The sequence below is a fragment of the Mesorhizobium sp. B4-1-1 genome (assembly GCF_006439375.1).
Lineage (GTDB): Bacteria > Pseudomonadota > Alphaproteobacteria > Rhizobiales > Rhizobiaceae > Mesorhizobium.
In genome coordinates, this window is sequence record NZ_VFTH01000005.1 from 324,810 (window position 1) to 349,375 (window position 24,566).

Sequence of the window (24,566 nt, forward strand, 5' to 3'; positions counted from 1 at the left end):
ACAAAGGCATCGCGATGAGCAGGAAACAAGGGTCGAGGATCATACTGGTTACCGGCGCCGCGAGCGGCATCGGAGCGGCAACGGCAAGACTCGCCGCGAGCGCCGGCCATAAAGTCGTCCTTGCCGACATCAACGAAGCCGGCGCCCGCGCGGTGGCCGCCGAGACTGGCAGGGATGCATCCGCCAGGCACCTCGATATCCGATCGGAAGAGAACTGGAACGCGGTGCTCGATCATATCTGGACTGAGCACGGCCGGCTGGACGTGCTGATCAACAACGCGGCCATCGTCCACACCGGCTTTGCGATCGATGTGCCGATCGAGAAGCACAGGCACACGCTCGACACAAATTTCATGGGCGCGGCCATCGGCATGCTGACCGCGTTGCCGCGCTTCAAGGCGCAGGGTTCAGGCCATCTGGTCACGGTCGCGAGCATGGTGGCCTTCCTGCCCTTCCCTGGCATAGCGAGCTACGCCGCGTCGAAGCACGCGCTGCGGGCCTTCCACCACGCGCTGGCCATCGAGGAGCGCCTCAGTCCGGTCCGCTTCACGATCGTCTATCCGACGGCGACCGAAACACCCATGCTGGAGCAGGAAGCTCAGGACGACGCCATGGCGCTTGCCTTCGCCGGCAGTCCGGTCGCCGCCGAGCATGTCGGGCGGACCATTCTCGAGGCCGTCGCGAAAAAGCCGGCCGAGGTCTACATTCCCGCCGAGCGCGGCAGATTCGTACGCGAGATTGGCGTCAAACCACGCGCGCTGGCGAAGATGTACGAGCGCAACAAGGCTATCGGCGCGGAAAAGCTCAAAGCCCGTCGCGCCTTCGGCACATCCGCCTGAAATTGTCGGTGCGCCCGGTTCTCAATCGTCCAGCTTTTGGCGGCGCGTCGACTTCTTCCTCGAACCTGCCTCGGTGAGCTTGAGTTGTTCGAGGATCCGGTAGGAGCCCTCCCGCAGATCCCTCACCACCAGTTCGCCCGCTTCCGAGGGGGAGTGGCGCGAAAGGGCATCGATGATCAGCAGATGCGGGTGCACGTCCGACGACGCCTGACGGATGCTCGGATATTGATGCGTCACGAAGGGGCCGGCGAGCAGCCAGAGGTTCTCGATGACCCGAACCAGGACGTCGTTGTTCGAGGCCCGGTAGATCGTGAAATGGAATTCCTGGTTCGCCGACAGGGCGGCCTTCCAATGTTCGGCGGCCTCAGCCTCGACGAACGCCCTGTGCAGGTCCTTGAGCCTGCGAATGTCATCCGTGGTGATGTTGACGGCGCTCAGTTCCGCCGCGAGCCGTTCGAGCGGCGCGCGCGTCTCGCGGATATCGATGTATCTGGGGATGGAGATGACCGGCACCCGGGCCTGATAGCCCGGCTTCAGTTCGAGCGCGCCTTCCCGGACAAGCTGGCCGATGGCCTCGCGCACAGGCGTCGGCGACGTCCGGTACATCAGCGCCAGTTTGCGAATGTTCAGCCGGGAATCAGGTTCATACTGCCCCGTCATCAGCGCCAAGCGCAGTCGTGCGTAAATTCGCTCCGAGAGGCTGTCCCGATTGAGCGCTAGGCTATCGTCGGCTTCCTGGATGGTCATGGGGGCCTGCTGGTTGGCTCGCTTGGCGATCATCGCGGATTGCGTACGTTCATTCGCATGGTTCTGGCATCTACTATTTCAAAATTCCCGGAACGGTAAAGCCGATATGATCGAGGTACATTTTGCTACATCAAAACGACCAACATAGGCCCTGTAGCGCTTCGATGTCGGGTGGAGAAAACCAACGAATGAGACCGATCGACTTTCAAGGAGCCCTAAAGCAACACATAGACCTCGATCTGGCCATCGGCGAGAGTCCGGTTTGGGATGCCGGCCGCAACTTGCTCTGGTTTGTCGACATCCTGGCGCCGTGCATCTACGCGCTCGATCCCGAGACAAACGGTCTGACGAGCTACCCGATGCCGTGCGCCGTCGGCAGCATCGGCCTAGCCAGCGGCGGCCGCCTGGTGGCCGCGCTGCGGACCGGCGTCCACCTTTTCGATCCTGTATCGCGGACTTTGGAATTCCTGGTCCACCCGGAGCCCGACATGGACATGAACCGACTGAACGACGGGAAGGTCGGGCCGGATGGATGCTTCTGGGTGGGCTCGATGCACGACAGCCTGCCGCGCGAGCCGACCGGCTCGCTATACCGGGTTACGTCGACGGGGGAATGCACCCGAGTGGTGAAGGGACTGAAGGTGTCCAACGGGCTGGCCTGGAGTCCCGACGGCAATACCTTGTATCATGCCGACTCGCGCGGAGCCTACGTGCAGGCCTATGACTTCGACCCGGAAAGTGGCCATTTGTCTGGAGAACGAAGGCTGGCGACATTCACAGAAAGCGACGGTTTGCCGGACGGCGCCGCCATGGACGTGGATGGAAACTATTGGGTCGCCGGGGTAACGGCTGGCCGGATCACCAAATTCGCTCCCGACGGTCGGATAGCCGATACGTTCGCGCTGCCGATGTCGGCGCCGACCATGCCCTGCTTCGGCGGCGGCGACCTGAAGACACTCTTCATCACATCGCTTCGCACGGATCGCCCGGGCAGATATGAGATGGGAACGCTCATCTCGGTAGAAATGGATGTTGCCGGCACCCCGACAGGCGTCTTCGGTTGAGAGACTTATCCAGAAACTCGCTCGCACGGAGCGATCTGGCTCCGGCGCATTGCGTCAGAGATTGTGTCTGTGTCGCGAGTCAGTGATGGGGTCCCAAGCTCGACCCGCAGCGATCAGCGGCCAGGATGTCGTCTAGAGCGTTTGACCGTTTCACGGAAACGGCGAACCGCTATATCCCTTCGTTTTTGCGCAATTTCGGACGGAAAACCGCTCACACTTTTCCTGGAATTGCTCTAGCCCGCATCCAGCACGTCCGCCTGTCCGTAGCTGGCGACGAATGCGGCCATGATTCGAGAGTGGTCACTGGTGATGTCTGCCTTCAAGAAACGGCAATGCTGATCGTTACGGCAGATGTGCGGCGGAAAGCTGTCATACGGCAGAAGATAAATGCTGTGGGCGAGTGACTGGATCAACTTCTGAAATCAACTTTGGCGAAACTTCGTGGCGAACCGCCCTATAGAGCATTGATAAATAACGATAATGGTGGGCTCGGAGGACGTCTTAAAGTCGTTGATTTTATTATCTCTTTCGTGGGCCAAAATCAGAAAGCTTCCCGTATCGTTCCGCATGCTCCCGTGAACAGTCGACTGTAGCATCGTTTGGGAACGTTCGGGACATTCTCCAGAAGGGCGGGCAATTGGCCGTAAGCGGACTGTCAGGTCTCGGCAGGCATTTGAGACAAGCGGCCGTTCTCCATACGACCTCATTTAGGACGTTTGAGTCGTGCAGACGGGCCCCTGAAACCTGTCGTGCGCCGCACTCAGTTACGGGAGGATGTGAACTTCATCACACAGCCACCGAGGACGCTAGTTGCGTGAGCGGTACGCACTTTTCTCGTGTCACAAACTCAGTGTGTTGCACTTCAGTGGGCTGCATATAGAGAATGTGAAGCGGCAGGCATTCGCTCGCAGCCTGCAACTCCTGTTTGAGCTGTAACAGTGCATCGCTAACTGAGCCAACGACCAGGATGTCGATATCCTCGCCGATACCGTTTAGGGTCGAACCGAACATGTAGGACTCGAACCGGCCCAAGGAGCTGCAGCAGCCCAGTAGATAAGCCGCAATCTCGCCTGCAGCCATCAAGCTGTTCTCAGATATTCTCTCAGCTCGTCCCATTTCATCACCTCGCACCCGAGTTCTTGCCCCGCAGCAATCGCTTCGGGCGAAGGACTGCCATTTGGATTGATGTTCCAAACGATATCGATGGGACCAAACTGCTCCCACAGAGTGCGAACAGCGTCCGCAGTGGGCTCGTAGTCTGCGATCATACCGATCCTGACGCTCGCGCCACTTTCGAGCGAAACTCGGTGGATGCGATCATACTCGCGGACCACCTCCTGCATCCGACCATATTGTCGCAGAAGCCTATCAGAGAATTTGTACACCTTGTGAGAAGCGGTATTTGCGTTGCCATCGAGCATAGCCGAGGTCAGCGTTCCAAAATTGCCCCAGCCTACGCCGGCGTCTTCGAGATATTGAATAGCCTTTCCCTGCCAAACGCAGGCTGACCGATAGCCACACAGGAAATCCAGCGCAGGATATTGTTTCCGGTAGCTCACCGCCGTCGCCTCATCGATCTCGTGGGCGGCCGAGATCGCAGCTAGCACGTCCGGTTTATTCGGCGTCACGATCCGGATCAACTCCCCCTCCGCATGCTCCACGGTTGAGCCTGTCTGCTTTGGCATATTGGCGAGTGCGTATCTGACTTGCCAGTTCAAGTGAAAATGCCTTCCATCGCTTGAGGGAAACGGATTGCGCGACCGGCGACACCGCAGACGTGGCGCTCCGAAAGACCACGCACGTGCTCCTGATACTCCGCAAAAGCTCGACGCTCGTTGGCAGTAGCGAGTCCTAAGTTCGCCTTGATGATGGCTTGAGCGCGATAGTGATTGGGCAAGATGACGCTCCTCATCCGCTGCGCCCATGCCTGCGCGGACTCCGATTCCGGATCATACTCAAAGTCGGAACCATGCTCAGGGGCGAATTTGTCCCAGATTGCCTTGTTTTCGGCCATGACGCCGGCGACCGCTGCTCTCGCCTGGGCACGGTCTTCATAACTCCTGATCCCTTGCTTCGCCGCCAAGTTGGCAACGTGGTTCTGCTTCCACTCCAGAAGGATGTGGCGAGGATAGCTATCGGGGTCCTTATCAATCTTGGTGTGGCACGTCGGGCATAGCAATATTAGGTTCTCAAAGGTGTCTGGGTCGAAGTCAACGGCTGGCCGATCTTCACTACGTGGTCCGGTCTCGCCATGCGGAATGACATGCGCCATTTCGGCAATATGCTTGTCCCCACCTAACTCGACCGGGAATAGAGGGGCGAGGCAGTCCGGTTTCTGACAATGACCCGCCGATTCAGAGAACAGCCGTAGCCGTGTTGCTGCCGCTATTGCCTTTCTTTCTGCCACCAAGAAACTCCACTATGTTGCTGGCAAGCATACAGGATTTGCAGTTTGCTCGTAAGTAGTCCAGGGTCCTTTGGCTGGATGATCGGTAAGTGTGCCTTAGCCCATCGACAAAACCACAAGTTGCTAGTTCGCAAATTACCCAAGACCGACAGGCTAGCAACCCACCTAGCACGGTGTAGCGGCCGTCCGCGCTACTTCGGATAGCCGCTCAACTTCAAAGGCCTCGATCGTCGGCCGCGCTTGACCAAATCAACCGGAAGAGAGCTTGTCGAAACTAACGTCGCTGTCGATGTAGGCGCCGGCAGAATGAAAGAGATCGAAGCGTCGCCCTCAATGATCTGCTGGATCGCCACGACAAGCCAGGGAAGCAACAAGGTCAGACTCACCAGATTCCATACCGTCGTTTCTACGACCAGTGCGCGATAACCGACCAGGTATTTCCGCTTCGCGCGCAAGAGTTGCATTTGTAAATCATTCCAAGGAACTGTGCTCAGTACTCGACACAGAACTTGCGCTTTGCTGTACATTGATCACAAGAATCCACTCGACATTGCGCCCAATTCTGGTAGCCTCAGTTTGAACCATTTAGGCGCGTCCAATGAAAGACGCCAAAATATATTTGGAGAGCCACGGATTAATCCCTTTGAGCCCAGCAGAAGGCCTGGTCTCATTGGTAGATTTAATATTGGGGCCTGGTGTAACTGGAAATTGGTGGGGTCATGATCGGGCGAACGATGCTTACAACGCGTATTCCGCACTAGCTAACGACCCGAATGTAATCGTAGTCAAACTTATAGACTACAAAGTTACGTTAGTTCATCGAAATATCTGGAATCCGATTTTCAAGATTGCCTTGGATGACAAGCGGATAAGCTGGCGAAAGAGTTCTTTGTCGCCGGAAGGGCTTCGTTTATTCGAGATAGTAGAAAAATTCGGATCGGTTGGCTTGGATTTTATAGTTTCTGAGCTCGAAATGTCTAGGACAACTCTTACAAAAGAGAGAAAAAAACTTGAAGGGTGGGGTCTCGTGCTCTCGAAGGAGGAGCACACGTCCAGCGGTCGCCACGACATTGTTCTGGAGAGCTGGACATCCGCAGCGAGAAAAAGAGTGGTTGCTCCACCCGCCTCGTTGACTCTGATCAGCGCATATCAAGAGATTAAGTCACGTATAGGACGACATAAGTTGTCCTTGGCGCTACCATAAGGACAGAGGATATCATGCGATTGCAGTATTTCATCCTGCCTGTAATTGCCGCGGGGGTTCTACTCATACTCCCAAGTCGGGGCAGAAGCGCTGACGAGAAAGACATCGTTTCCAGAAATGTGCTGGTCGAAGTAAAGGGCGTCGATCTCGGCATAGCCGACGATGAAACATTCAAGCGACCGAATTCTTGGGGCAAACTCGAAACAGGCGATCCGACGAAATTCGCTGGGGCAGAAGATTCACTCCTTCCAACTGAGGTTGTTCTGGGCGGCGATTTCAGCGGGCCTGCAAGTCGCCCGGGCATGTCCATCGCTTGGCGCAACGCAGCGCAAGTCGAGGAAGTCGAGGTCAGGGTCCGAAACCTCGGCGACACGGCGGCCGAGGGGCGCGTCTGGGTGGATATCCTCGATGAGGAAGGCAAACCAATTCTCCAACTCGAGCCTCCAGACGACATGAAAACGGTGCGCATTCCCGCCGTTAAGGACGGCGGACGGGAAGGCAAAATTTTGCGGATGAAGTCCAGCCGAGAGTTGAACAACATCATCGACCAATTCGATCGCGAGCGTCGGCGCTATGACGTGCGCGCGACTGTGGAGACGGTTGGAGCAGTCGACGTGAACCCTTTGGACAACACAAAGGGGAAATCCTGGAATGTGCCGCACCGGGTCGCTCCCGACTACACGAATGTTTTTAATTACGTCTTCAAGAACGACACCGCTGAGCCAAAAACAGTGCGATGGCTTCTCGAGCGCACACCCTACCCTTCAGGGTGGAAGATTGAGGGCATTCCAGCGAGCAGCGATCCGTTTGTGCTCGCTCCCAATCAAGCCATCCGTGGCACGCTTTCGATGAAGGCGCCCTCAATACTGAACGAGGGCGACTTCCTGGAAGCCAGGCTTTCACTCGTTGACGTCACCAAAAATGCGATCTGGCAGCAACGCGAATGGTTTCAGGTATATGACACTATCCCTCCAACTGTGACCGATTACAGGTTAGTCACGACCGCCGATCATCGGATCGGAATCCAAGTTCTCGTTTCCGACAAGGGTTCGGGGGTCTTGGAGGCGACTGGAGTGACGACGCAGTTTTCCACCAACAGGGGCCTGACGTGGGCCGGAGCATCCCATAACTATAAGTCAGGAAACTTCGTAGTGCCAACGCTCTTCGAGGCAGTTATTGGACCCTTTGCCCCTGGGACGGATTTGCAGATTAGGTTCAATGCCCTCGATACCGCGGGCAATGGTACATCAGTGATACCCGATGCGGCGATTGGTATTTCTGCGCCAGCAGGGGCTGAGAAACTTCTTGATCTGGCAACTGTCTTTCCACGCACCCTGCCTAACGCGATCTATAACCTGGACCCCGGAAAGGTCGACATGAGTGAGATTGCCTCAGAGTTTGCTGTCGCCGTGGCAAACTCAACTTCCGATCCGGAACGTATCGAGGCGATCGGCAAAGTGCTCAAAGAGGTGCCCATAGACGCCGACAGCAAAAAGGAACTTATGGACGCGGCTAAGCGATTTTCTGCCGAAACCTCTAAGGGGACGATTGCGCAGAGGTTTGAGGAGTTGGTCACCGACTTGCCGACGAAGAACGCCGTCGATGAGACGGTGCGAGAAGTGCCGCTGACGCGTATCATCGCCCCTGGGGCGGACAAGCTTCATATTACAACGCTTGAACTGACCGTTAAATGAAGCGGGTCCTGACGCTATCGCTATTCGCGCTCACCAGCGTTGTGGCGATGGCGCAGCCATTCAAGGTGTCGCGACCGTTGGGTTTGATCGAACCGGACATACCGCTGGACCGACCTCTTACATACGAATTGGTTGGGTTGGGAAAGAAGCTATTCTTTGACAGCTCTCTATCCCGAACCGGGACCACCAGTTGCGCAACGTGCCACGACCCTAAATTTGGGTACGCAGACCCACGTCCTCATAGCATTAGCGACGGCGGGATAATACAAAGTCGTAACGCCCCATCCCTCTACAACGTTGGATTCCTCCCGTCGGTTATGTGGGATGGACGGTTTCGTACACTCGAAGACCAAGTTTCAGGCGCGTTTCATGAGAGCGGAGAGATGGGAGAGGATGTCGCAAGCGCCGTCCTCGCGTTAAAATCGAATCGGGAGTACGTTTCCCTCTTTCGGAACGTTTTCGATGAAGAACCGAACGCCGAAGACTTGGGAACGGCATTAGCTTCATTCGAAAGGTCTCTGGTTTCAGGCAACAGTGCATTTGATCACTACCTTTTCGGCGGCGACGCTGGCGCGCTGGACGCTCTGGAGATCAAAGGCCTGGAGGTGTTCTCCACGAAAGGAGGCTGCCTAAATTGCCATGATGTTTTCCATCCCGAGTTCAACGCGTTGGGAGGAGGTCTCGCGCTTTTTTCGGATTTCCGGTATCACAATCTGGGTGTTGGGTATCAGTGGGGAAGGTTCCGCGATCCCGGTAGATATGCCTGGTCGCGCGACGAGACCGAATGGGGCGAGTTTCGGACTCCATTCCTGCGGAATCTGACTCTGACCGCCCCTTATATGCACGATGGCAGCTTGGGCACGTTGGAAGAAGTCGTGGACTTCTACAATCGCGGCGGCAACGCAAATCCAAATCTCTCACCGTCAATTCACCCGCTCTATTTGAACGGTTCTGAAAAGGCAGCGCTGGTAGCGTTTCTTAAGTCGTTAACCAGCCCCGAAGCGGAAGCTGCCGCCCAAAGTGCCAGCACGCTTGATAGGCCATGGTATCAAAAGGCGGGACCAAGTAAGTGAACTGGTTATACAATCGCGCCTCCTAGGCCTGTGAAGATGGTGTGCGGAATCGGCGCCTTGTCGCAACCTCGCACATGCCGGCGCCCTATGTAGGCTTAGCAGGACGATCGTCATACAAGAGCTAGCTAAGCGAAGAATTTTTCGTGGTGGACTGCGCGGGGCGACCCACTGAATTTCGCACATGCCTTGCGAAGGGACCAAACATGCGCTCAGAGATTGCCGCCCATTTTGGTTGAATAGCCGGCGCAGTCGAGCCGCAGATAGGTCACATGGAAAAGCATCTGAGTGAAGGCGAGATCAAAGACGCCCTTGACCGCTTGTCATGGCAAAAAGTTAAAACGCACTTGGACGCGATTGAGCTCGATGAAACACTCGCCGATGAACTGCTCGGCCACGTAAGGCGATGCGGGCGGTTAGTGCTCAAACATCCAGACCCGAAACGGGAGAAGCTACGTGACGAGCTGCTCGACGGACTGGCCGGATATCTCAAGGAACGCTTAGGAGATGACGCGCTGTCTCGTTTTGAGAGCGTCCGCGCGACGTTTCGGACGATCGAGGATGGTTATCGCGGCGTTCTCACATTGCTCGGGCGCGCTGAAGTATCGAAGTTGCTGCCTCACGTGAGGGTAGCCGCCTACCTACAGCGCGCAAACGCTCAGTATAAGGACGTAAATGAGCGCGTAGCTGCAGCAATACGCCAAGGTGAACCCCTTCAGGCCATGGCAGGCGTTCTGCTGAAAGACGACGATGGCAACGACTTTTCGCCTGATGCAGCCTCCGACGCGATCGTCAAGACTTTGACCAGCACTCTCTTGATGGAAGGGTATACCAACGATTGGTTCGACAAAAACGGTCTGCTCGTCGTGCCGGACTTCGAACCTGCGGATGAGGAAGCCATCTACAAGGCGGGTTCCACCGAATTCCTCGGCATCTTTTGGGGTCGGTGGGAGCGCACGGAGGAACACCGCAGATTTCTAGAAACAGAGTGGACCGAGCTGACGGGGGAGGACCTTCCACAAGGGCTGCCCGATAATATCCGGCGCGTAATCGACACAGGCCTGACGGAAACGTGGCTGTGGGATTTCATCGCCAACGAACGGCTGCAGGATCGTCTGGTGCAGACGTTTCTGGAGATGTCCTTTGAAACGCGAATGCTTCAGGGATCACGCGGCATCGCTGGTCCCGCCCCTCTGCTTCCCGATGCTTACGTGTCGGCCGAGGAGGCTCATTCGGCCGTATCGTTGTCCGCAATATTAGGCTACGCGGTGGTCGAGGATCTTGGTCGGCCGGGCAAACTCCGGCTGGTCGAATGGCTGCGTGGCTATGCATTCCTGAAAGGCTTGGCGGAGGAGCGCTTCGACAGTAGCCCTGGTGGCGTAATCCTTATCGAAGAGGCCGAGCTGTCCACCAGATTGCAGCAGGTGGGGCTCTCTGCGGAGGCGATGCGGATCTTTCTCGGGCACGTGTCTTTGGGGCGGACCAGTCGCGACATGTACGATTGTCCGTTGGTAAGGACCGCCAGCGGCAAGCTTATTCTCTTCGCTCCGGCCGTTCTCGCCACCCATATGGTCAGCGTTATCCTCTCAAACCTTGCCAGACTGAGCGAGCAACTGTCGCGCAAGGGAGCCGCTTTCGAGTCAAGCGTCCGTAACTTCTTCACTGATCGTGGAATGAATTGCCGCGGCTTTAAGGTCAAACGCGAGCGACAGGTATATGAATTCGATGCCGTCCTTTTCTGGGGTGACCGTGTTTTTCTGTTTGAGTGTAAGAATCGCAGCCTCTCGGGCCGAAACCCCGTACAGGCATATTACTTCGCACTTGAAAACCGCTCGAACGCACGCCAGCTCCAGCGCCTGGCGGGTGCGCTTCGCCGATACCCCGATATCTTAACTGAGGAATTTGGCCCCGAGGCCGCGAACAAGGAGGTCGTTCCGTGCATACTGAATTCGCTGCCGTTCTCTTTGCCGGGAATACAGGATGGCGTCTACTTTACGGATTGGTCAGCTGTCACGAGATTCTTCGAAGGCAGGTATGTGCACGCAAAGACGGCCCACCATGTCACCGATGATGTGACTTTGCTGCATCGATCCGCTCTCTTCGATCTATGGCACGGGGATCAGCCGACGCCGGATCATTTCATCCGGGCTCTGGAGAACCCCTTTCAACTGGAAATTGTGGGTGACCACATCAACATCCGCCGCAGCATATTTCCCGTTGGTCCCGAGATGGCAGTGGCTTCGCGCGAATACATGCGGGAAAACACCACGGCGGAATCTATAGCTGAGACTCTGGGCGCCTCCCCGGACCGGCTGCGTGCCGACATCGCCAAGGTCGGACGCGCGGTTAAGAACGTGTGTGCAAGGCATCAGCAGTCCCTCTTGCAAAAAGAAGACCGTGCCTGGCGCGAACTTCGAAAGCGGGCTCCTCGATCGAGTGACTAAAGGGTGACCAATCCGCCCGTCGGCACCACCCAGAAAGTTCGAAAAGCTTCCAGGAACCCAGTCGATGGCCAATTGGAGAACGGTCTGTCGACCGCGTTGGGGCCGAACTCGTAGACCTTCTCAGGACAGATTCGAAGCGCTCCTGTCTTCACACATTGCACTTGAATCAGTTGTCGAGGATCGCCTGATTCACATTCTCGGCAGCCAGGTCCAACCGCCTGATTGGATTGGCCAATTCAGACCCCGGAGACCCCGATTTCTGCGGAGTGTAGCGGACGTGCGACCAATCAGTGCTTGGTCAGAGCTAGGGGGTTCGAGTCCAAGTCGTGGGCCCCTTCTGAAAAATTCATAAAAATCAGGCACTTAAGCAGTCGTTCTGGTGGGCCCGGAGGGACTCGAACCCCCAACCAAGCGGTTATGAGCCGCCGGCTCTAACCATTGAGCTACAGGCCCCACGCGGGCTGGCTTAGTGTTTTTCGTTCGTCCGCACAAGGCTTTCGAAAGCTCTGGCGGGAACCGTCAAAATCAGCCCATATTCGCTGCGTAGAGCGGCTTGCGCTCATAAGGCGCGTGAACAGGTCCAGGCCCATGCACCGCACTGCAGGGAATCGGCGCCTTTGCGGGGTCGAGTGAGATGCGGCACGGGCGGCGGACCGCAGACTTCGAGGAGTTTTCATGACCAGACATCTTTTGCCCATCGCGCTCGCTGCCGCGGTCGCGTTCCCGGCGCTGGCAAGCGCCGCCGACACCCAGCCCCCGCCCCGCATCATCGTGTCCGGCGAAGGCGAAGCGACGGTGGCGCCTGACATGGCGATCCTTTCGCTCAGCGTCATGCGCGAGGCCAAGAGCGCGCGCGAAGCGCTCGATGCCAACAACGACGCCATGGCGGCGGTGATCACGGCGATGAAATCCGCAGGCATTGCCGACCGCGACCTGCAGACCGCCGGCATCCAGATCAACCCGCGCTACAACTACACCAACAAGGCCGACGGCAGCCAGGAAGCCCAACTCGTCGCCTATCAGGTGACCAACACGCTGTCGGTGCGCGTGCGCAACGTCGACAAGACGGGCGAGATTCTCGATAAAGCGGTGTCGCTCGGCGTCAACCAGGGTGGCGGCATCACCTTCACCAATGACGATCCGAAGGCGACGATCACCGAGGCGCGCAAGAAGGCCGTCGCCGACGCGATGGCCAAGGCAAAGACGCTCGCCGAAGCGGCCGGCGTCAGCCTGGGCAAGGTGCTCGAGATCACCGACCAGAATGTCGCGCCGGTGCCGATGCCGATGGCGGCCAAGTCGTTCGATGCGGCCCGTTCGGCCGTGCCGGCGCAGGCGGGCGAGAATTCCTACAACGTCCAGGTCACGGTCACCTTCGAGCTGAAGTGACGTCCGGCCCAGTCGCCGGCATGCCGTTAAAAAAAGCCCCGGAGGAATCATCCTCCGGGGCTTTTTTTGGAGCCGCGCCTCATTTGAGGGGCTCCGCTACTCAAGATTGATCTTCGCAGAAGATCATATCTGAATTGATCTTCGCAGAAGATCTGACAGCTGATCCTCGCAGAGGATCATGCTTGCAGGCGATCGTCGCAGAGGCGCAGAGGATTGTCCTTTCAGCTCCAGCCTCAGCGATAGATGATCGGGCAGCCGCGCTCGTTGGCGAACACCACCACGACACGGTCGCCATACTGGCGGCCGGCCACCTTCACGGTACGGCGGCTCATGTCGACGATGCGCGCGCGATGCACGCCCATGCGCTCGGCCTTGTCGAGGGCGCGGTCCGGCGAGCAGCCGCGCCGGTCGCGGTCGCGGTCACGGCGCCAGTCGCGGCGATAGCCGTCATCGTCGCCCGTATAGATGCCGAAACGCGGATCGTGCCTGTCCCCGAAACCGAGATAGAGGCTGTCCGCATGCGCCGGAATGGCGGCCAAAGTGCCAAGCCCGACAAGGGCCGAAAGGGCTGCCGTCTTGATCGTGTTGAACATCGTCTTCTCTCCTTGTTGTGGGCTTTCGCCCGTAGAACCGATGGTTGGAAAATGCCTCTTTGTGTCTGAACTTTCCGCGAACCGGCCATTCATGTCCGGTTCATGTAGCGCGAGCCCGCCAGGGGTCGTCGCTCGCAGTGCTTAAACGCGAACCTCATCACGGTTCGTCCATAAACACGGACCCTTCAGCGTTCGTCATCAATAATATACGTTGCGGACCGGTTACGGTTCGTCATCCAGACGCGAACCCGCAGGGTTCGTCGTTCGTCGTCAAAACGCGAACCGTCAGGGTCGTCACCCAGATGCGAGCCGGTTACGGTCGTCATCCAGATGCGGCCCGGTTACGGTTCGTCATCCAATATATAATCGAAGTAGTCGTCGGGCTCGGCCAGATCGGTTTCCTTGGCCTTCACACGGCCCTGGATTGAAATCCCGGCATCGTGCACGGTCGCGGCGCTTCCCGAAACAAGCCTGTGCCACCAGTAGAGATCATGGCCCTCGGCGATAAGCCGATAGGCGCAGGTCTTTGGCAGCCAGGTGATGGTGCGCACATTCTGCGGCGTCAGCCCGACGCAATCGGGCACCCGCGCCAGGCGGTTGGCATAGTCGGAGCAGCGGCAGTTCTGCGCGTCGAACAGCCTGCAGCCGACGCTTGTCCAGAAGATCTCGCCGGTATCCTCGTCCTCGAGCTTCGACAGGCAGCATTTGCCGCAGCCGTCGCAAAGCGATTCCCATTCGGTCGGGGTCATCGCCTCAAGCGTCTTGGTTTTCCAGAACGGCGCGGTCATTTTGGTGGATTTGGCCCTCCGCGGCCTTCCGGTCAAGCGCTGCTGCGACGCTGACGCGGTATCAACATTAGAAAAACACGAAATTGCCTTTAAAAGGCCGGTTGGGCATCCTTGGCTGGTGCCAATGCCTGACGGAACCAATTGCGGTTGATGAAAGTTTGGGCAGGGATGGGACCCCACTAGGAGAAAATTGATATGAAACGCCAACCACGGATTCTGGCGGGCACGGCAATCGGCCTGCTTATGGCATCCGCGCCGTTGGGCGCGTACCCGCTGCAGGGGGGTGTCGCTTCTGGCAGCCTGCACGGCGCGCCACTCATTCTCGCGCAGGCCGCCTGCGCCGAAGGCCAGTCGGCCGAGGAATGCGCCCAGGCCGGCGCAGGCCAGCAGGGGGAACAGCCGCGGAAAAGGAAGCGCGAACAGCAGCAGCAAAGCGAATCGGCGCCGGCTGAACAAGCCGCACCCGCCGAGTCCGAGCAACAGCCACGCAAGAAGCGGCACGAGCAGCAGCAGCAGACGGACAATGGCCAGTCCGGGGAAGCTGCCCCGGCGGAGCAGCAATTCAAACCGCGCAAGAAGCGCGACCAACAGCAGCAGATCGAGGCGGCGCCCGCCGACCAGGGCGGCCAGCCCGCGACCGACGAGCAGCAATTCAAACCGCGCAAGAAGCGCGATCAACAGCAGCAGATCGAGGCGGCGCCCGCCGCCCAGGGCGGCCAGCCCGCGACCGACGAGCAGCAGCCACGCAAGAAGAAGCGCAATCAGCAGCAGATCGAAGCAGCGCCGGCCGACCAGCAGCCCGCGGAACAGGTCGCGCCTGCCGCCGGTGACCAGCAGCAAGGCAACCAGGGTCGCAAGAAGCGCAAGCACGATCAGCAGCAGAGCGAGCCGGCCGGTCAGGCCGGCGAACAGATGGCGCCGACCGAACAGACCGCTCCCGCCAACGACAACCAGCAAGGCGGCAACCAGGGGCGCAAGAAGCACCGGCAGAACCAGCAGAACGAGACCGCTCCAGCAGGCGAACCCGTGCCACAGGCCGAGCCACTGCAAAACGGCGAGCAGCCGGTCCAGGGCGAACAGACCCAGGACAAGAAGAAGCTCGGCAAGAAACCGGCTGCCGAACAGCCGGCAAACGGTGAACAGCCCGCTACCGGTGAGCAACCCGCCAACGGCGAGCAGACAAAGACTGGCCGCCAGCCCGCCAACGGCGAGCAGCAACCCGTGACCGGCGAACAGCCGGCGAACAACAACCAGCCTGCCAATGGCGGCAACGCCGCGCAGGGCGAAACCGCCAATCCGAACGAGGCGCCTGTCCTGGACAGCCAGAAAGATGCCGTGCGCAAGCGCCGGGGTCGCAACGATAACGGCCAGAACGGTGGTGCCCAGACCGGTGGCGCTCAAACCGAAAATGGCCAGGTCGGCAATGGCCAGAAGACCAATGAGGCCGGACAGCGGCAGGGTGGCGAGCAGGCGCAGCAGCCGGCTCCCGTCGATCAAGGCCCGCCGCCCACCGACGACAAGTCGGCGCAGCAGGCGATCAGGCCCGAGAAGCTCGTCCCCGTGGATGAGGAGAAGGGCAAGCGGATCGACCGCACGCCCGAAGACTTTGCCCGCGACCGCCGGCGGCCAAAGGGCACGGACGTCGTGAAGCAGTTCGGCGACCGCGTCATCCTCCAATTCAACAACCAGACATTCGTGGAAAGCAACGAGGCGCCCCGCATCACCCGCGGCGCCAAGGATGTCTACTACGAGGATCTGTCGGGCGGACGCACCCGCGAGACGGTTGAACGCGGCAATGGCGTCCGCGTCGTCACCATCCGCAACCGTTATGGCGATGTCGTTCAGCGATCGCGCGTCATGCCGGACGGCCGTGAATATGTGCTGAGCTACGTCGATGAGCGGCAGTACCAGGATGACGGCGACTGGCGCGATCCCGGCGACGACCTGCCGCCGATGCGGCTCACCATCCCGCGGCGGGACTACATTCTCGATTCCGAGGATGTCGAGAGCGACGACGACTACTACACCTTCCTCGAGCAGCCGCCGGTGGAAAAGGTGCAGCGTCTCTACTCGATCGACGAGGTCAAGCGGTCGGCCCGCGTGCGCGACATCGCCCGGCGTATCGATCTCGACACGCTGAACTTCGACTTCGGCTCGGCCACCATTTCCGACACCGAGGTGCAGAAGCTCGATGGCGTCGCCAACGCTATCGAAAAACTGCTGCAGAAGAACCCGGCCGAGACCTTCCTGATCGAAGGTCACACCGACGCCGTCGGCACGCCGGACGCAAACCTCGCTCTGTCGGACCGTCGCGCCGAGGCGGTCGCCGAGGCGCTCACCAACGCCTTTGGCATACCGGCCGAGAACCTCACCACGCAGGGTTATGGCGAGGAGTATCTCAAGGTGAACACGCCCGGACCGAACCGCGAGAACCGGCGTGTCGCCATCCGCCGCATCACCTCGCTTGTGGCGCCGGTGGCGAGCAACAGCGACCAGCAATGAGCGTGTGATTTCAAGATCCTGTCCGGATTTTCGGAATCAGCGCGCAAGATGAAGGCCCGTCCCGTCCGGACGGGCCTTTTTCCTTGCCGGCTCAAGAAGATTTGTCCTGCCGATTGGCGACTGCTCATTGAATCGCCGCATTGCGACACCCAGATTCTGTGCAGGGCGTTCCCTGCCCTGTCCCGACTCCAGCGGGACACACTGAGCCCCGCCGGGTCCCCTCCCCGGTGGGGTTTTTTGCCTTGAAAACCGGCTTCATCTGGCCGAAATACCCTCTATCGCAATTTGACCGGAAGTCTTCATGAAGCGTCTCGAGCTCGCCATCGAATCCGTCATCCTGGCCTCGCGCTGGCTGCTGGTGGTCTTCTATCTGGGGCTCGGCGTGGCGCTGGCGATCTACGCGCTTTCTTTCGGCAAGAAGCTTTATGAGTTCGTCATGAGCGCCTTCACGCTCGGCGATACCGATACGATCCTGAAGATGTTGGGCTTGATCGACGCCGCGCTTGTCGCCTCGCTGGTGGTGATGGTGATCATCTCGGGTTACGAGAACTTCGTCAGCCGCTTCGACGAGCAGGACGGCGAGGTCCATTGGCTGGGCACGATCGATGTCGGCTCGCTGAAGGTCAAGGTCGCCTCGACCATCGTCGCCATCTCCTCCATCCACCTTTTGCAGGTGTTCCTGAATTCCGTGTCCTACACGACCGACCAGCTGATGTGGCTGACCATCATCCATCTCGCCTTCGTCGTTTCGGCGCTGATGCTGGCCTATATCGACCGGGTCATGGCGCTGGCCAAGGGCAAGAAGGTCGAGATGGATTGAGGCGAACGCTCCATCAGTAGATCCTTCTGACTTTCGTCTGCGAGTTCGCAAACACCTCGTCGGGGACAAAAAAGTCGCCCGCGAGCTGATCGGCCGCGCCCGGCGCGTAGACCGAAAAGTCCGTGACGCCTTCGGCGCGCAGAACCTCTTCGTCGATGTAGAAATTGCCGGTCGCCTCGCGCGACGGGCGCAGGAAGATCGCATGCGCCGCATCGGCCATGATGTCGGGCGAGCGGCTCATCGCCGCCACCGTCGCGCCGCCAAGCAGATTGCGCACGGCGGCCGTATCGATGGTCGAGATCGGCCACAGCGAATTGACGGCGATGCCGGCTCCGGCGAACTCCGCGCTCATGCCAAGCGTGCACATCGACATGCCGAACTTGGCCATCGTGTAGGCGACGTGGTTCTTGAACCACTTGGCCTTCATGTCGAGCGGCGGTGCCAGATTCAGGATGTGAGGATTGTCTGCCAACTTAAGGTGGGGAATGCACATTTTGGAGACCAGGAAGGTGCCGCGCGTATTGATCTGATGCATCAGATCGTAGCGCTTCATGTCGGTCTCCAGTGTGCCGGTAAGCTGGATGGCGCTGGCATTGTTGACGCAGATGTCGATGCCGCCGAACCGCTCCACGGTCCTGGCCACCGCCTCGCCGACCTGCGCTTCGTCGCGAATGTCGCACAGCACCGGCAGCGCCTTGCCGCCCGCCTGTTCGATTTCTTGCGCCGCGCTATAGATCGTGCCCGGCAGTTTGGGATGCGGCTCGGCGGTTTTGGCCGCGATCGTCACATTGGCGCCGTCGCGCGCCGCGCGCAGCGCGATCGCCAGCCCGATGCCGCGCGATCCGCCCGAGATGAACAGCGTCTTTCCGTTGAGCGACATCCTTCGCCTCCCTCATCAATTCGGAAGGCAACTTGCGCGGCTGATGGGCACGGCGCAAGAGCCGAAAGAAGGCGACGCGGTTACGCTGCGTAGCGTAGGAAACCAAAGTGGCGCGGAGCGGGTCACTTGAGATTCAGGTCAGGCCGAGTCGAGAATAGTGGGACCGGAGCGGAGCGTACTTGAAGTACGTGAGCACCGGAAGCGCAGGAAGCCGCCATTCGCAGGCTGCCTCACCTGAATCTCAAGTGACCCCTAGACCAGCACCAGCCCCTGCCGCATGGCGATGGCAATCGCGTCTGTCCGGTTGGCGGCGCCGAGCTTGATCAGGATGGCGGCGACGTGGAACTTCGCCGTGTGGACGGAAATGTTGAGCCGCCGGGCGATGATCTTGTTCGGCGCGCCTTCGGCCAGCAGCGCCAGCACTTCAGCCTCGCGCGGCGACAAAGCCGGGCGAGGCTGGTTATCGTCAGGCGTCTCTTCCCCGGCAAGCTCGTCATCGTGGAAATCGCCATGCGCGACCTCCGACGGCGGCGCCTTGCCGACGCGGTAGCCTGACGCCGCCAATCGCGCAGCAGCGGCGATCAGCAGGCCATCCGCGGAGACAGGCAGCACGGCCAGCACATTGTCCGCCACCCCCCGCTCGCTGCCCGCACGCCGCGAAAGCAGGACGATGGGCGTGGCCGAACTGATGACCCGGCTTTCCAGGCCGGCCTCATCGGCGACGGCGACATCCGCCATTTGGCCGACGCCACTTCCAGCCAATGCCGGCGCCAGATCGTCGCTCGCGGCCAGCGCATCGGCAAGCTGCTCGGCGCGCTGGGCATCGGCAAGCGCGACAAGCAACGTCAGCCGGTGGGTTGCCGGCTCCGGTCTCGTAATCGTTTGTGCCGCGCTGCTGGCCATCGATCCTCTCAGCTCAGCGGTTTCTCGCCGATGGTGATCGAGACGTCGCGCGCGGCGCCGCCGCTCGAAACGCCTAGAGTGACGGTGGTGCCCGCGCTGTCCGGTCCGAGCTTGCGGATCAGCTCGCGCGGTCCATGCACGGCCTCGCCGTTCCAGGCGATGACGATATCGCCGACATGCAGGCCGGCAGCCTTGGCCGGGCCTTTATCATCGAGGCTCATCACCATGGCGCCTTTGGTGTCGCCATTGCGGATCGGATGCAACCCCGCGCCGAGATAGCCGCGCGCGACATGGCCCTTCTCGCGCAGTGTCGCGACCGCGCGCTCGATCGTCTCATAGGGCATCACCAGCGCGCGCCGGCGCGGGCCGAACAAGAGCATGCCGATCACGCCGCCCTTGGCGTCGAGCACCGGCCCACCCTCGAAGCGCCCGCCGGTGTTGATGGCGAGGTTGATGCGCCGGTCGATCGTGCCGCCGCGCATCGAGCGCCAGGCCGGCCCGACCTCTCCGACCGTGCCGAACACGGCAAGCGCGGTTCCCACGCTGCTGCCCGCGGCGATCGCCAGATTGCCTGGGCGCACGGCAGAGGCCTGGGCCAACTGCGGGAGACCGGCAGCACCGGAAGCGGGCTTCAACAGGGCAACGCCCGTCGAAGGATCGCGTCCGACAAGCTCGGCCTTGACGGCCTCGCCGGAAGCCAGCGTCAATTCGATCTCCTCGCCGGCTTCGACCGCTTCCTCGGCGGTGACGAAGAAACCGTCGCGCCAGTGGAAGGCGCTGGCGGTGCGCTGATGGTGCGTGACGAAACTCGCCAGTACGGGGGCGGCGCTGGCCGCGACGTCGGCGATCGCATCGGAAAAGGCACTGAGATTGAAGTCGCTCATAAGACTGTCTCCTGGGTTCGGTGACCCAGATATCGCTCGGTAGCACAGCCGCGGGTACTCGCCTGACGGCTAGTCACCGGCCCGACTGGCCATCTGGTCAGGTCGCGGCAATTGCGGCCGCTCCGCACATATAGGCATCATTGTACGAGGGAACACGCCCATGGCTTTCGCAGCCGAAAAACTTCCATCCGATGACACTTTGCTCGACGCTTACTCGGTATCCATCGCCGATGCCGTCGACCGCATCGGTCCGGCCGTGTGCCGCATCGAGCGCATCGGCGCCGGCGGCCACGGTTCGGGCTTCGTCATCGCGCAGGACGGACTGGTCGTCACCAACTTCCATGTCGTCGGCGACGCGCGCGCCGTGCGCGTCACCATGCCGGACGGCGCCGCGCGCGAAGGCCATGTGCTCGGCCGCGATCCCGACACCGACATCGCGCTGGTGCGCGCCGACGGCAGTTTCGCCGACGTCGCGCCGCTCGGCGATTCCAAACGCCTGCGCCGCGGCCAGATCGCCATCGCCATCGGCAATCCGCTCGGTTTCGAATGGACAGTCACCGCCGGCGTCGTCTCGGCGCTCGGCCGCTCGATGCGCGCCTCGACCGGGCGGCTGATCGACGACGTCATCCAGACCGATGCCGCGCTCAATCCCGGCAATTCGGGCGGACCGCTGGTGTCGTCGGCGGGCGAGGTGATCGGCGTCAACACCGCCATGATCCACGGCGCGCAGGGCATCGCGTTCGCGGTCGCCTCCAACACGGCCAATTTCGTCATCTCGGAAATCATCCGCTTCGGCCGTGTGCGCCGCGCCTTCATCGGCGTTTCCGCCGACACGACCAACCTGCCGCGCCGGGCGGCACTGCTGTCGCAAGTGACCACGAACACGGCGGTGCGCCTGCGCGGCGTCGAGAAGAACGGCCCGGCGGCCAATGCCGGCCTGAAGGAGGGCGACATCATCGCGGCAATAGACGGCCGGCCGGTCACCGGCGTCGACGACCTCGTGCGCATGCTCGACGCCGAGCGCATCGGCCGCGAGACGCTCTGCACCGTCGTGCGCCGCACCGGCGTCAGCCAGGTGACGGTGATGCCGGTGGCGCGGACGAACTGAGGCCCAGGATTCCGGTTCAGCCCCCGGCTGCGCCCTCGGCGTATTGCGCCAGGAACTCCTCGCTTGGCGGGATCGGCTTGATCACGTCGATCAGCACGCCGTTGGGGTCCCTGGTGATGAAATGGCGCTGGCCGAAGGGCTCGTCGCGCAGGCTGCGCAGGATCGGCAGGCCTGCGGCGACGACGCGCTCATAGACGGCGTCGGGATCCCGGACCTCGAAATTGATCAGCAGGCCGGACGTGCGTCCCCGTCCCTCTTGCGGGATCGTCTCATGGTCGCCATGGACGATGCCGAGGTTGACGCGCCTGTCCTCGACCGACTGCAGATGCACATACCAGTCGCTCTCGAAGAGCGGGGTGAAACGGAAATGCTCGACGTAAAAGGCCGCGGTGCCTTCGACATCGCCCGTCATCAGCACCGGATAATAGCTGGTCGTCTTCATCTTTCCTTCTCTTCTCATTCAACATACAGTCTGTATGTAAGTTCAAATAACATACAGGCTGCATGTATGCAACAAGAGTCCGGACGTCGCTCCAACCGCGATCGCACCGAAGCGACGCGCGCCGATCTGATCCGCGCGGCGCGAAAACTGTTCACGGAAAAATCCTATGCCGAGACCGGCACGCCGGAGATCGTCACTGAGGCCGGCGTGACGCGCGGCGCGCTCTACCATCATTTCGCCGACAAGCAGGCGCTGTTCGCGGCGGTCGTCGAGCAGGAGGCAGCGTCCGTGGCGGCCGAGATCGACCGTGCCTCCCCGCCCTCGCTATCCGCGCGGGACGCACTGATCGCCGGATCGGATGCCTATCTCAAGGCGATGCGCGCGCCCGGCCGCACGCGGCTTCTGCTGCTCGACGGGCCGGCCGTGCTCGGGCGCGCGGCCATGGACGAGATCGACAACCGCCACGGCAACCGCTCGCTGCGCGAAGGTTTGGCGGCTGCGATGCGCGCGCAAGCGATGACCAGATTGCCGGTTGAGGCGCTGACCGCCCTGCTGGCGGCCGCCTTCGATCGGGCCGCTTTGGCCATCGAGGCGGGCGCGTCCGGCGCGGATTACCGCGCGGTGCTGATCGCGCTCATGGACGGCTTGTCTCCGGCCCTTCCTCCGTCCACACGCCTGGCTCCATCTCATTGAAGCAGCCGAGCTGCCGCTTGAACTCGTCGATCAGCCAGGACGCCGCCGGCTTGGGGCTGCGGTCGGCGCGGTGCATGGCATAGAGCGGCGAGCGCACCTCGCGATAGGGCTCGAGATCGAGTTCGACCAACCGGCCGCTGGCAAGGTCGTCGGCGATCAGCCAGCGCGGCAGGCCACCCCAGCCAAGGCCTTCGCGCATCAAGGCATGCTTGGTGCGCACATCCGTCAGCCGCCACGTCCGATAGGCAAACACGCCATAGTCGCGCCCGCGAGTCCGCTCCGACTGGTCGGTGACGACGAGCTGGATATGTTCGCGCAGATCCTCGACAGCCACCGGCTTCGGCAGTTTGGCCAACGGATGGTCGGGCGCCGCCGCCGGCACCATCGAGGTGAAGCCGATGCGCAGCAGATTGACCTCGGCATCGCCTTGCAGGCCGCCGAAGCCGAGATCCGACTGGCCGTTGACGACCTGGTCGACGATCAGGCCGAGCGAGCCGATATAAAGCCGCAGCATCACCGCCGGGAACTGAGCTTCGAAGGCTTTGAGCACGCGCACCAGCGCGGGTGAAGGCAGCGCCACGTCGACCGATATTGCCACTTCCGCCTCCAGCCCTTGCCGGTAGCCGTCGGCGCGCGAGCGGATGCGCTGCAGGACGCCGATCATGCGCCGCGCATCCTCCAGCATAGCCTTGCCGACATCGGTCAGTTGCGGCTCGCGCACGCCTTCGCGCTCGAACAGTTTCAAGCCGAGCTGCGCTTCGAGATTGGCGATGCCGTAGCTTACCACCGACTGCGCCCGATTGAGCTTGCGCCCCGCCGCCGAGAAGCTGCCGGTATCGGCCACCGCCACCAGGATTTGGAGCTGATCCAGGGTCGGATTCGGTTGCATGGCCAGGCCATCCATTTTGTTGATGGATTGTATGCATATTATACCAGTTATCCTGATGAAGCAGCAATCCCATATTGGCGTGGAAAGTTTCAATCCAACCCCAAGGGGACACGCCATGTCTATTCTTCTCGTTACCTCCAGCCCGCGCGGCGCCGCTTCGCACTCGACGCGCGTCGCCACTGATCTTGCCCAGAAGCTGCTTGCCGCCGATCCGTCCAACACGCTTGTCGTACGCGATCTGGTCGCTAATCCGCTGCCGCATATCGACCCTGACTACGCCACCGGCATCTACACGCCGGCCGAAGCCCGTACGCCTCGCCAGGCCGAAGTCGTCGGCGTTTCCGACGCCGTGCTCGACGAGCTCTTCGCCGCCGACACGGTGATCCTCGCCACCGGCTTCATCAACTTCAGCATCTCCTCGACGTTGAAGTCCTGGGTCGACCACGTCGCCCGCTCGGGCAAGAGCTTTGCCTATGGCGAGGGCGGCCCGAAAGGTCTCGTCAGCGGCAAGAAGGTCTATATCGTGCTGGCTTCCGGCGGCATCTATTCTGAAGGCGCCGCGGTGCAGATGGACCATGCCGTGCCTTACCTGCGCAGCGTGCTCGGCTTCCTCGGCATGACCGATGTCGAAGTCATCCGCGTCGAGGGCGTCGGCATGGGTGCCGATGCGGTCACCACCGCGTTGGCCAAGGCCACCGCCAAGGTCGATGCGATCGCTGCCGCCAATGCCGATCACCTCGCCGTCGCGGCCTGATCGCCGATACCTGAAATGAAGAGGCAGACGCCGCCAGCGCCTGCCTCTTTTTGCATTTTCGCCTTGGCAATCGCCTTCGCCTTGGCAATAGCCGCGCTACGACGGCGGCATCACCACGGCCGGCTGGCGATCCTCGCTCAGGATCGGCCTCATCGCGCCGAGCGCGACCCTATATCCTCCTGCGTGCCGACAGCGATCCGCCCGGCCCGGCGCAAACAGCTGGAACGACTTTTTCTTTCCGCTGGTGCTGATCACCTCCGACAATTTGAAGACACTGCCGCAAGGGCTGACCGTGTTCGTCGGCGAATTCACCACCGACTGGGGGTGCTGTTCGCCGGGCTGACACTGGCGGCGCTGCCGATTACGCTGCTCTGTATCGTGCTGTCGAAGCAGTTCATTTCCGGCATCACGCAACGGGCGGTGAAATAGGCGCTGTCAATAACGAGAGATCGAGG

At 60.7% G+C, this 24,566-nt stretch carries 25 protein-coding genes and 1 tRNA gene; 13 read left to right on the forward strand and 13 right to left on the reverse strand.

Annotated features, from left to right (window positions below; genetic code table 11):
* The first annotated feature begins 14 nt into the window (after positions 1–14).
* The gene (locus FJW10_RS10120) at positions 15–839 is read left to right on the forward strand and encodes an SDR family oxidoreductase (protein ID WP_140899982.1); all 825 of its coding nucleotides are present in this window, start codon (positions 15–17) and stop codon (positions 837–839) included.
* A gap of 21 nt (positions 840–860) precedes the next feature.
* Here the strand turns inward: FJW10_RS10120 and FJW10_RS10125 are convergent, their stop codons facing one another.
* The gene (locus tag FJW10_RS10125) at positions 861–1,586 is read right to left on the reverse strand and encodes a GntR family transcriptional regulator (RefSeq protein ID WP_181177483.1); all 726 of its coding nucleotides are present in this window, start codon (positions 1,584–1,586) and stop codon (positions 861–863) included.
* Positions 1,587–1,774: 188 nt separating this feature from the next.
* Between FJW10_RS10125 and FJW10_RS10130 the strand changes: the two genes are divergently transcribed.
* The gene (locus FJW10_RS10130; RefSeq protein WP_140899984.1) at positions 1,775–2,650 is read left to right on the forward strand and encodes an SMP-30/gluconolactonase/LRE family protein; all 876 of its coding nucleotides are present in this window, start codon (positions 1,775–1,777) and stop codon (positions 2,648–2,650) included.
* A gap of 786 nt (positions 2,651–3,436) precedes the next feature.
* Here the strand turns inward: FJW10_RS10130 and FJW10_RS10135 are convergent.
* The 4 genes from FJW10_RS10135 to FJW10_RS10150 all read right to left on the reverse strand — a co-directional run bounded on the left by FJW10_RS10135 (position 3,437) and on the right by FJW10_RS10150 (position 5,521).
* Positions 3,437–3,730 carry a hypothetical protein gene (locus tag FJW10_RS10135; RefSeq protein ID WP_140899985.1) on the reverse strand — a complete coding sequence of 98 codons (294 nt, stop codon included), beginning with the start codon at positions 3,728–3,730 and terminating at the stop codon, positions 3,437–3,439.
* The gene (locus FJW10_RS30645) at positions 3,730–4,290 is read right to left on the reverse strand and encodes a hypothetical protein (RefSeq protein ID WP_210239795.1); all 561 of its coding nucleotides are present in this window, start codon (positions 4,288–4,290) and stop codon (positions 3,730–3,732) included. Before FJW10_RS30645 ends, FJW10_RS10135 begins: the two co-directional genes overlap by 1 nt.
* Positions 4,291–4,364: 74 nt before the next feature.
* Entirely contained in the window at positions 4,365–5,057 is a 693-nt protein-coding gene (locus FJW10_RS10145; protein WP_140899986.1) for an HNH endonuclease signature motif containing protein, read from the reverse strand.
* Between the two features lie 191 nt (positions 5,058–5,248).
* On the reverse strand, positions 5,249–5,521 hold the full coding sequence (locus FJW10_RS10150) for a hypothetical protein (RefSeq protein ID WP_140899987.1): 273 nt from the start codon (positions 5,519–5,521) through the stop codon (positions 5,249–5,251).
* Positions 5,522–5,655: 134 nt separating this feature from the next.
* Between FJW10_RS10150 and FJW10_RS10155 the strand changes: the two genes are divergently transcribed.
* From FJW10_RS10155 to FJW10_RS10170, 4 genes are all read left to right on the forward strand, one after another.
* The gene (locus FJW10_RS10155) at positions 5,656–6,261 is read left to right on the forward strand and encodes a hypothetical protein (protein ID WP_140899988.1); all 606 of its coding nucleotides are present in this window, start codon (positions 5,656–5,658) and stop codon (positions 6,259–6,261) included.
* A gap of 20 nt (positions 6,262–6,281) precedes the next feature.
* Positions 6,282–7,955, forward strand: a complete 1,674-nt coding sequence (locus FJW10_RS10160; protein ID WP_140899989.1) for a hypothetical protein — start codon at positions 6,282–6,284, stop codon at positions 7,953–7,955.
* 47 nt (positions 7,956–8,002) lie between these two features.
* Positions 8,003–9,028: a cytochrome c peroxidase gene (locus FJW10_RS10165; RefSeq protein ID WP_246674197.1), complete on the forward strand. Its 1,026-nt coding sequence runs from the start codon at positions 8,003–8,005 to the stop codon at positions 9,026–9,028.
* Positions 9,029–9,297: 269 nt separating this feature from the next.
* Complete coding sequence (locus FJW10_RS10170) at positions 9,298–11,469, forward strand: hypothetical protein (protein ID WP_140899991.1); 2,172 nt, start codon at positions 9,298–9,300, stop codon at positions 11,467–11,469.
* Between the two features lie 377 nt (positions 11,470–11,846).
* Here the strand turns inward: FJW10_RS10170 and FJW10_RS10175 are convergent.
* Positions 11,847–11,922: transfer RNA gene (locus FJW10_RS10175), tRNA-Ile, on the reverse strand.
* A gap of 222 nt (positions 11,923–12,144) precedes the next feature.
* On the opposite strand from FJW10_RS10175, the gene FJW10_RS10180 reads away from it, so the two are divergent.
* A complete protein-coding gene (locus tag FJW10_RS10180; protein ID WP_140899992.1) occupies positions 12,145–12,855 on the forward strand; it encodes an SIMPL domain-containing protein in 711 nt (236 codons plus the stop codon).
* A 233-nt stretch (positions 12,856–13,088) separates the two neighbouring features.
* Here FJW10_RS10180 and FJW10_RS10185 read toward each other — a convergent pair whose 3' ends face one another.
* Both FJW10_RS10185 and FJW10_RS10190 read right to left on the reverse strand, forming a co-directional pair.
* Complete coding sequence (locus tag FJW10_RS10185; RefSeq protein WP_140828161.1) at positions 13,089–13,448, reverse strand: hypothetical protein; 360 nt, start codon at positions 13,446–13,448, stop codon at positions 13,089–13,091.
* Between the two features lie 341 nt (positions 13,449–13,789).
* Positions 13,790–14,236 (reverse strand): YcgN family cysteine cluster protein, encoded by a 447-nt coding sequence (locus FJW10_RS10190; RefSeq protein WP_140899993.1) that lies wholly within the window; start codon positions 14,234–14,236, stop codon positions 13,790–13,792.
* A gap of 1,560 nt (positions 14,237–15,796) precedes the next feature.
* Between FJW10_RS10190 and FJW10_RS30745 the strand changes: the two genes are divergently transcribed.
* Together FJW10_RS30745 and FJW10_RS10200 are read left to right on the forward strand one after the other, a co-directional pair.
* The gene (locus FJW10_RS30745; protein WP_246674189.1) at positions 15,797–16,738 is read left to right on the forward strand and encodes an OmpA family protein; all 942 of its coding nucleotides are present in this window, start codon (positions 15,797–15,799) and stop codon (positions 16,736–16,738) included.
* Positions 16,739–17,039: 301 nt separating this feature from the next.
* A complete protein-coding gene (locus FJW10_RS10200; protein WP_140828150.1) occupies positions 17,040–17,558 on the forward strand; it encodes a TIGR00645 family protein in 519 nt (172 codons plus the stop codon).
* Positions 17,559–17,571: 13 nt separating this feature from the next.
* Here the strand turns inward: FJW10_RS10200 and FJW10_RS10205 are convergent, their stop codons facing one another.
* The 3 genes from FJW10_RS10205 to FJW10_RS10215 all read right to left on the reverse strand — a co-directional run bounded on the left by FJW10_RS10205 (position 17,572) and on the right by FJW10_RS10215 (position 20,225).
* Entirely contained in the window at positions 17,572–18,438 is an 867-nt protein-coding gene (locus tag FJW10_RS10205) for an NAD(P)-dependent oxidoreductase (RefSeq protein WP_140899995.1), read from the reverse strand.
* Positions 18,439–18,690: 252 nt separating this feature from the next.
* Entirely contained in the window at positions 18,691–19,341 is a 651-nt protein-coding gene (locus FJW10_RS10210) for a helix-turn-helix transcriptional regulator (protein WP_140899996.1), read from the reverse strand.
* Positions 19,342–19,349: 8 nt separating this feature from the next.
* Positions 19,350–20,225, reverse strand: a complete 876-nt coding sequence (locus FJW10_RS10215; RefSeq protein WP_140899997.1) for a S1C family serine protease — start codon at positions 20,223–20,225, stop codon at positions 19,350–19,352.
* A 160-nt stretch (positions 20,226–20,385) separates the two neighbouring features.
* On the opposite strand from FJW10_RS10215, the gene FJW10_RS10220 reads away from it, so the two are divergent.
* On the forward strand, positions 20,386–21,333 hold the full coding sequence (locus FJW10_RS10220) for a trypsin-like peptidase domain-containing protein (RefSeq protein WP_140828141.1): 948 nt from the start codon (positions 20,386–20,388) through the stop codon (positions 21,331–21,333).
* Between the two features lie 16 nt (positions 21,334–21,349).
* On the opposite strand, the gene FJW10_RS10225 is transcribed toward FJW10_RS10220, so the two are convergent.
* Positions 21,350–21,775: a VOC family protein gene (locus FJW10_RS10225; protein WP_140828139.1), complete on the reverse strand. Its 426-nt coding sequence runs from the start codon at positions 21,773–21,775 to the stop codon at positions 21,350–21,352.
* Between the two features lie 66 nt (positions 21,776–21,841).
* Here FJW10_RS10225 and FJW10_RS10230 point away from each other — a divergent pair, with 66 nt between their 5' ends.
* Positions 21,842–22,468, forward strand: coding sequence for a TetR/AcrR family transcriptional regulator (locus tag FJW10_RS10230; protein WP_140899998.1), 627 nt, complete (start codon positions 21,842–21,844; stop codon positions 22,466–22,468).
* Here FJW10_RS10230 and FJW10_RS10235 read toward each other — a convergent pair.
* Positions 22,410–23,357: a LysR family transcriptional regulator gene (locus FJW10_RS10235; RefSeq protein ID WP_140828136.1), complete on the reverse strand. Its 948-nt coding sequence runs from the start codon at positions 23,355–23,357 to the stop codon at positions 22,410–22,412. The genes FJW10_RS10230 and FJW10_RS10235 overlap by 59 nt on opposite strands.
* Positions 23,358–23,472: 115 nt before the next feature.
* On the opposite strand from FJW10_RS10235, the gene FJW10_RS10240 reads away from it, so the two are divergent.
* Both FJW10_RS10240 and FJW10_RS30750 read left to right on the forward strand, forming a co-directional pair.
* Entirely contained in the window at positions 23,473–24,111 is a 639-nt protein-coding gene (locus FJW10_RS10240) for an FMN-dependent NADH-azoreductase (RefSeq protein WP_140828134.1), read from the forward strand.
* 15 nt (positions 24,112–24,126) lie between these two features.
* Positions 24,127–24,540 (forward strand): hypothetical protein, encoded by a 414-nt coding sequence (locus FJW10_RS30750; RefSeq protein ID WP_246674190.1) that lies wholly within the window; start codon positions 24,127–24,129, stop codon positions 24,538–24,540.
* Positions 24,541–24,566 lie beyond the last annotated feature (26 nt).

Coding starts and splice junctions, on each gene's coding strand:
- FJW10_RS10120 (WP_140899982.1), top strand. CDS start 15: ATGAGCAGGAAACAAGGGTCGAGGATCATACTGGTTACCGGCGCCGCG.
- FJW10_RS10125 (WP_181177483.1), bottom strand. CDS start 1,586: ATGACCATCCAGGAAGCCGACGATAGCCTAGCGCTCAATCGGGACAGC.
- FJW10_RS10130 (WP_140899984.1), top strand. CDS start 1,775: ATGAGACCGATCGACTTTCAAGGAGCCCTAAAGCAACACATAGACCTC.
- FJW10_RS10135 (WP_140899985.1), bottom strand. CDS start 3,730: ATGGCTGCAGGCGAGATTGCGGCTTATCTACTGGGCTGCTGCAGCTCC.
- FJW10_RS10150 (WP_140899987.1), bottom strand. CDS start 5,521: ATGCAACTCTTGCGCGCGAAGCGGAAATACCTGGTCGGTTATCGCGCA.
- FJW10_RS10155 (WP_140899988.1), top strand. CDS start 5,656: ATGAAAGACGCCAAAATATATTTGGAGAGCCACGGATTAATCCCTTTG.
- FJW10_RS10165 (WP_246674197.1), top strand. CDS start 8,003: ATGGCGCAGCCATTCAAGGTGTCGCGACCGTTGGGTTTGATCGAACCG.
- FJW10_RS10170 (WP_140899991.1), top strand. CDS start 9,298: ATGGAAAAGCATCTGAGTGAAGGCGAGATCAAAGACGCCCTTGACCGC.
- FJW10_RS10180 (WP_140899992.1), top strand. CDS start 12,145: ATGACCAGACATCTTTTGCCCATCGCGCTCGCTGCCGCGGTCGCGTTC.
- FJW10_RS10185 (WP_140828161.1), bottom strand. CDS start 13,448: ATGTTCAACACGATCAAGACGGCAGCCCTTTCGGCCCTTGTCGGGCTT.
- FJW10_RS10190 (WP_140899993.1), bottom strand. CDS start 14,236: ATGACCGCGCCGTTCTGGAAAACCAAGACGCTTGAGGCGATGACCCCG.
- FJW10_RS10200 (WP_140828150.1), top strand. CDS start 17,040: ATGAAGCGTCTCGAGCTCGCCATCGAATCCGTCATCCTGGCCTCGCGC.
- FJW10_RS10205 (WP_140899995.1), bottom strand. CDS start 18,438: ATGTCGCTCAACGGAAAGACGCTGTTCATCTCGGGCGGATCGCGCGGC.
- FJW10_RS10210 (WP_140899996.1), bottom strand. CDS start 19,341: ATGGCCAGCAGCGCGGCACAAACGATTACGAGACCGGAGCCGGCAACC.
- FJW10_RS10215 (WP_140899997.1), bottom strand. CDS start 20,225: ATGAGCGACTTCAATCTCAGTGCCTTTTCCGATGCGATCGCCGACGTC.
- FJW10_RS10220 (WP_140828141.1), top strand. CDS start 20,386: ATGGCTTTCGCAGCCGAAAAACTTCCATCCGATGACACTTTGCTCGAC.
- FJW10_RS10225 (WP_140828139.1), bottom strand. CDS start 21,775: ATGAAGACGACCAGCTATTATCCGGTGCTGATGACGGGCGATGTCGAA.
- FJW10_RS10230 (WP_140899998.1), top strand. CDS start 21,842: ATGCAACAAGAGTCCGGACGTCGCTCCAACCGCGATCGCACCGAAGCG.
- FJW10_RS10235 (WP_140828136.1), bottom strand. CDS start 23,357: ATGCAACCGAATCCGACCCTGGATCAGCTCCAAATCCTGGTGGCGGTG.
- FJW10_RS10240 (WP_140828134.1), top strand. CDS start 23,473: ATGTCTATTCTTCTCGTTACCTCCAGCCCGCGCGGCGCCGCTTCGCAC.
- FJW10_RS30750 (WP_246674190.1), top strand. CDS start 24,127: ATGAAGAGGCAGACGCCGCCAGCGCCTGCCTCTTTTTGCATTTTCGCC.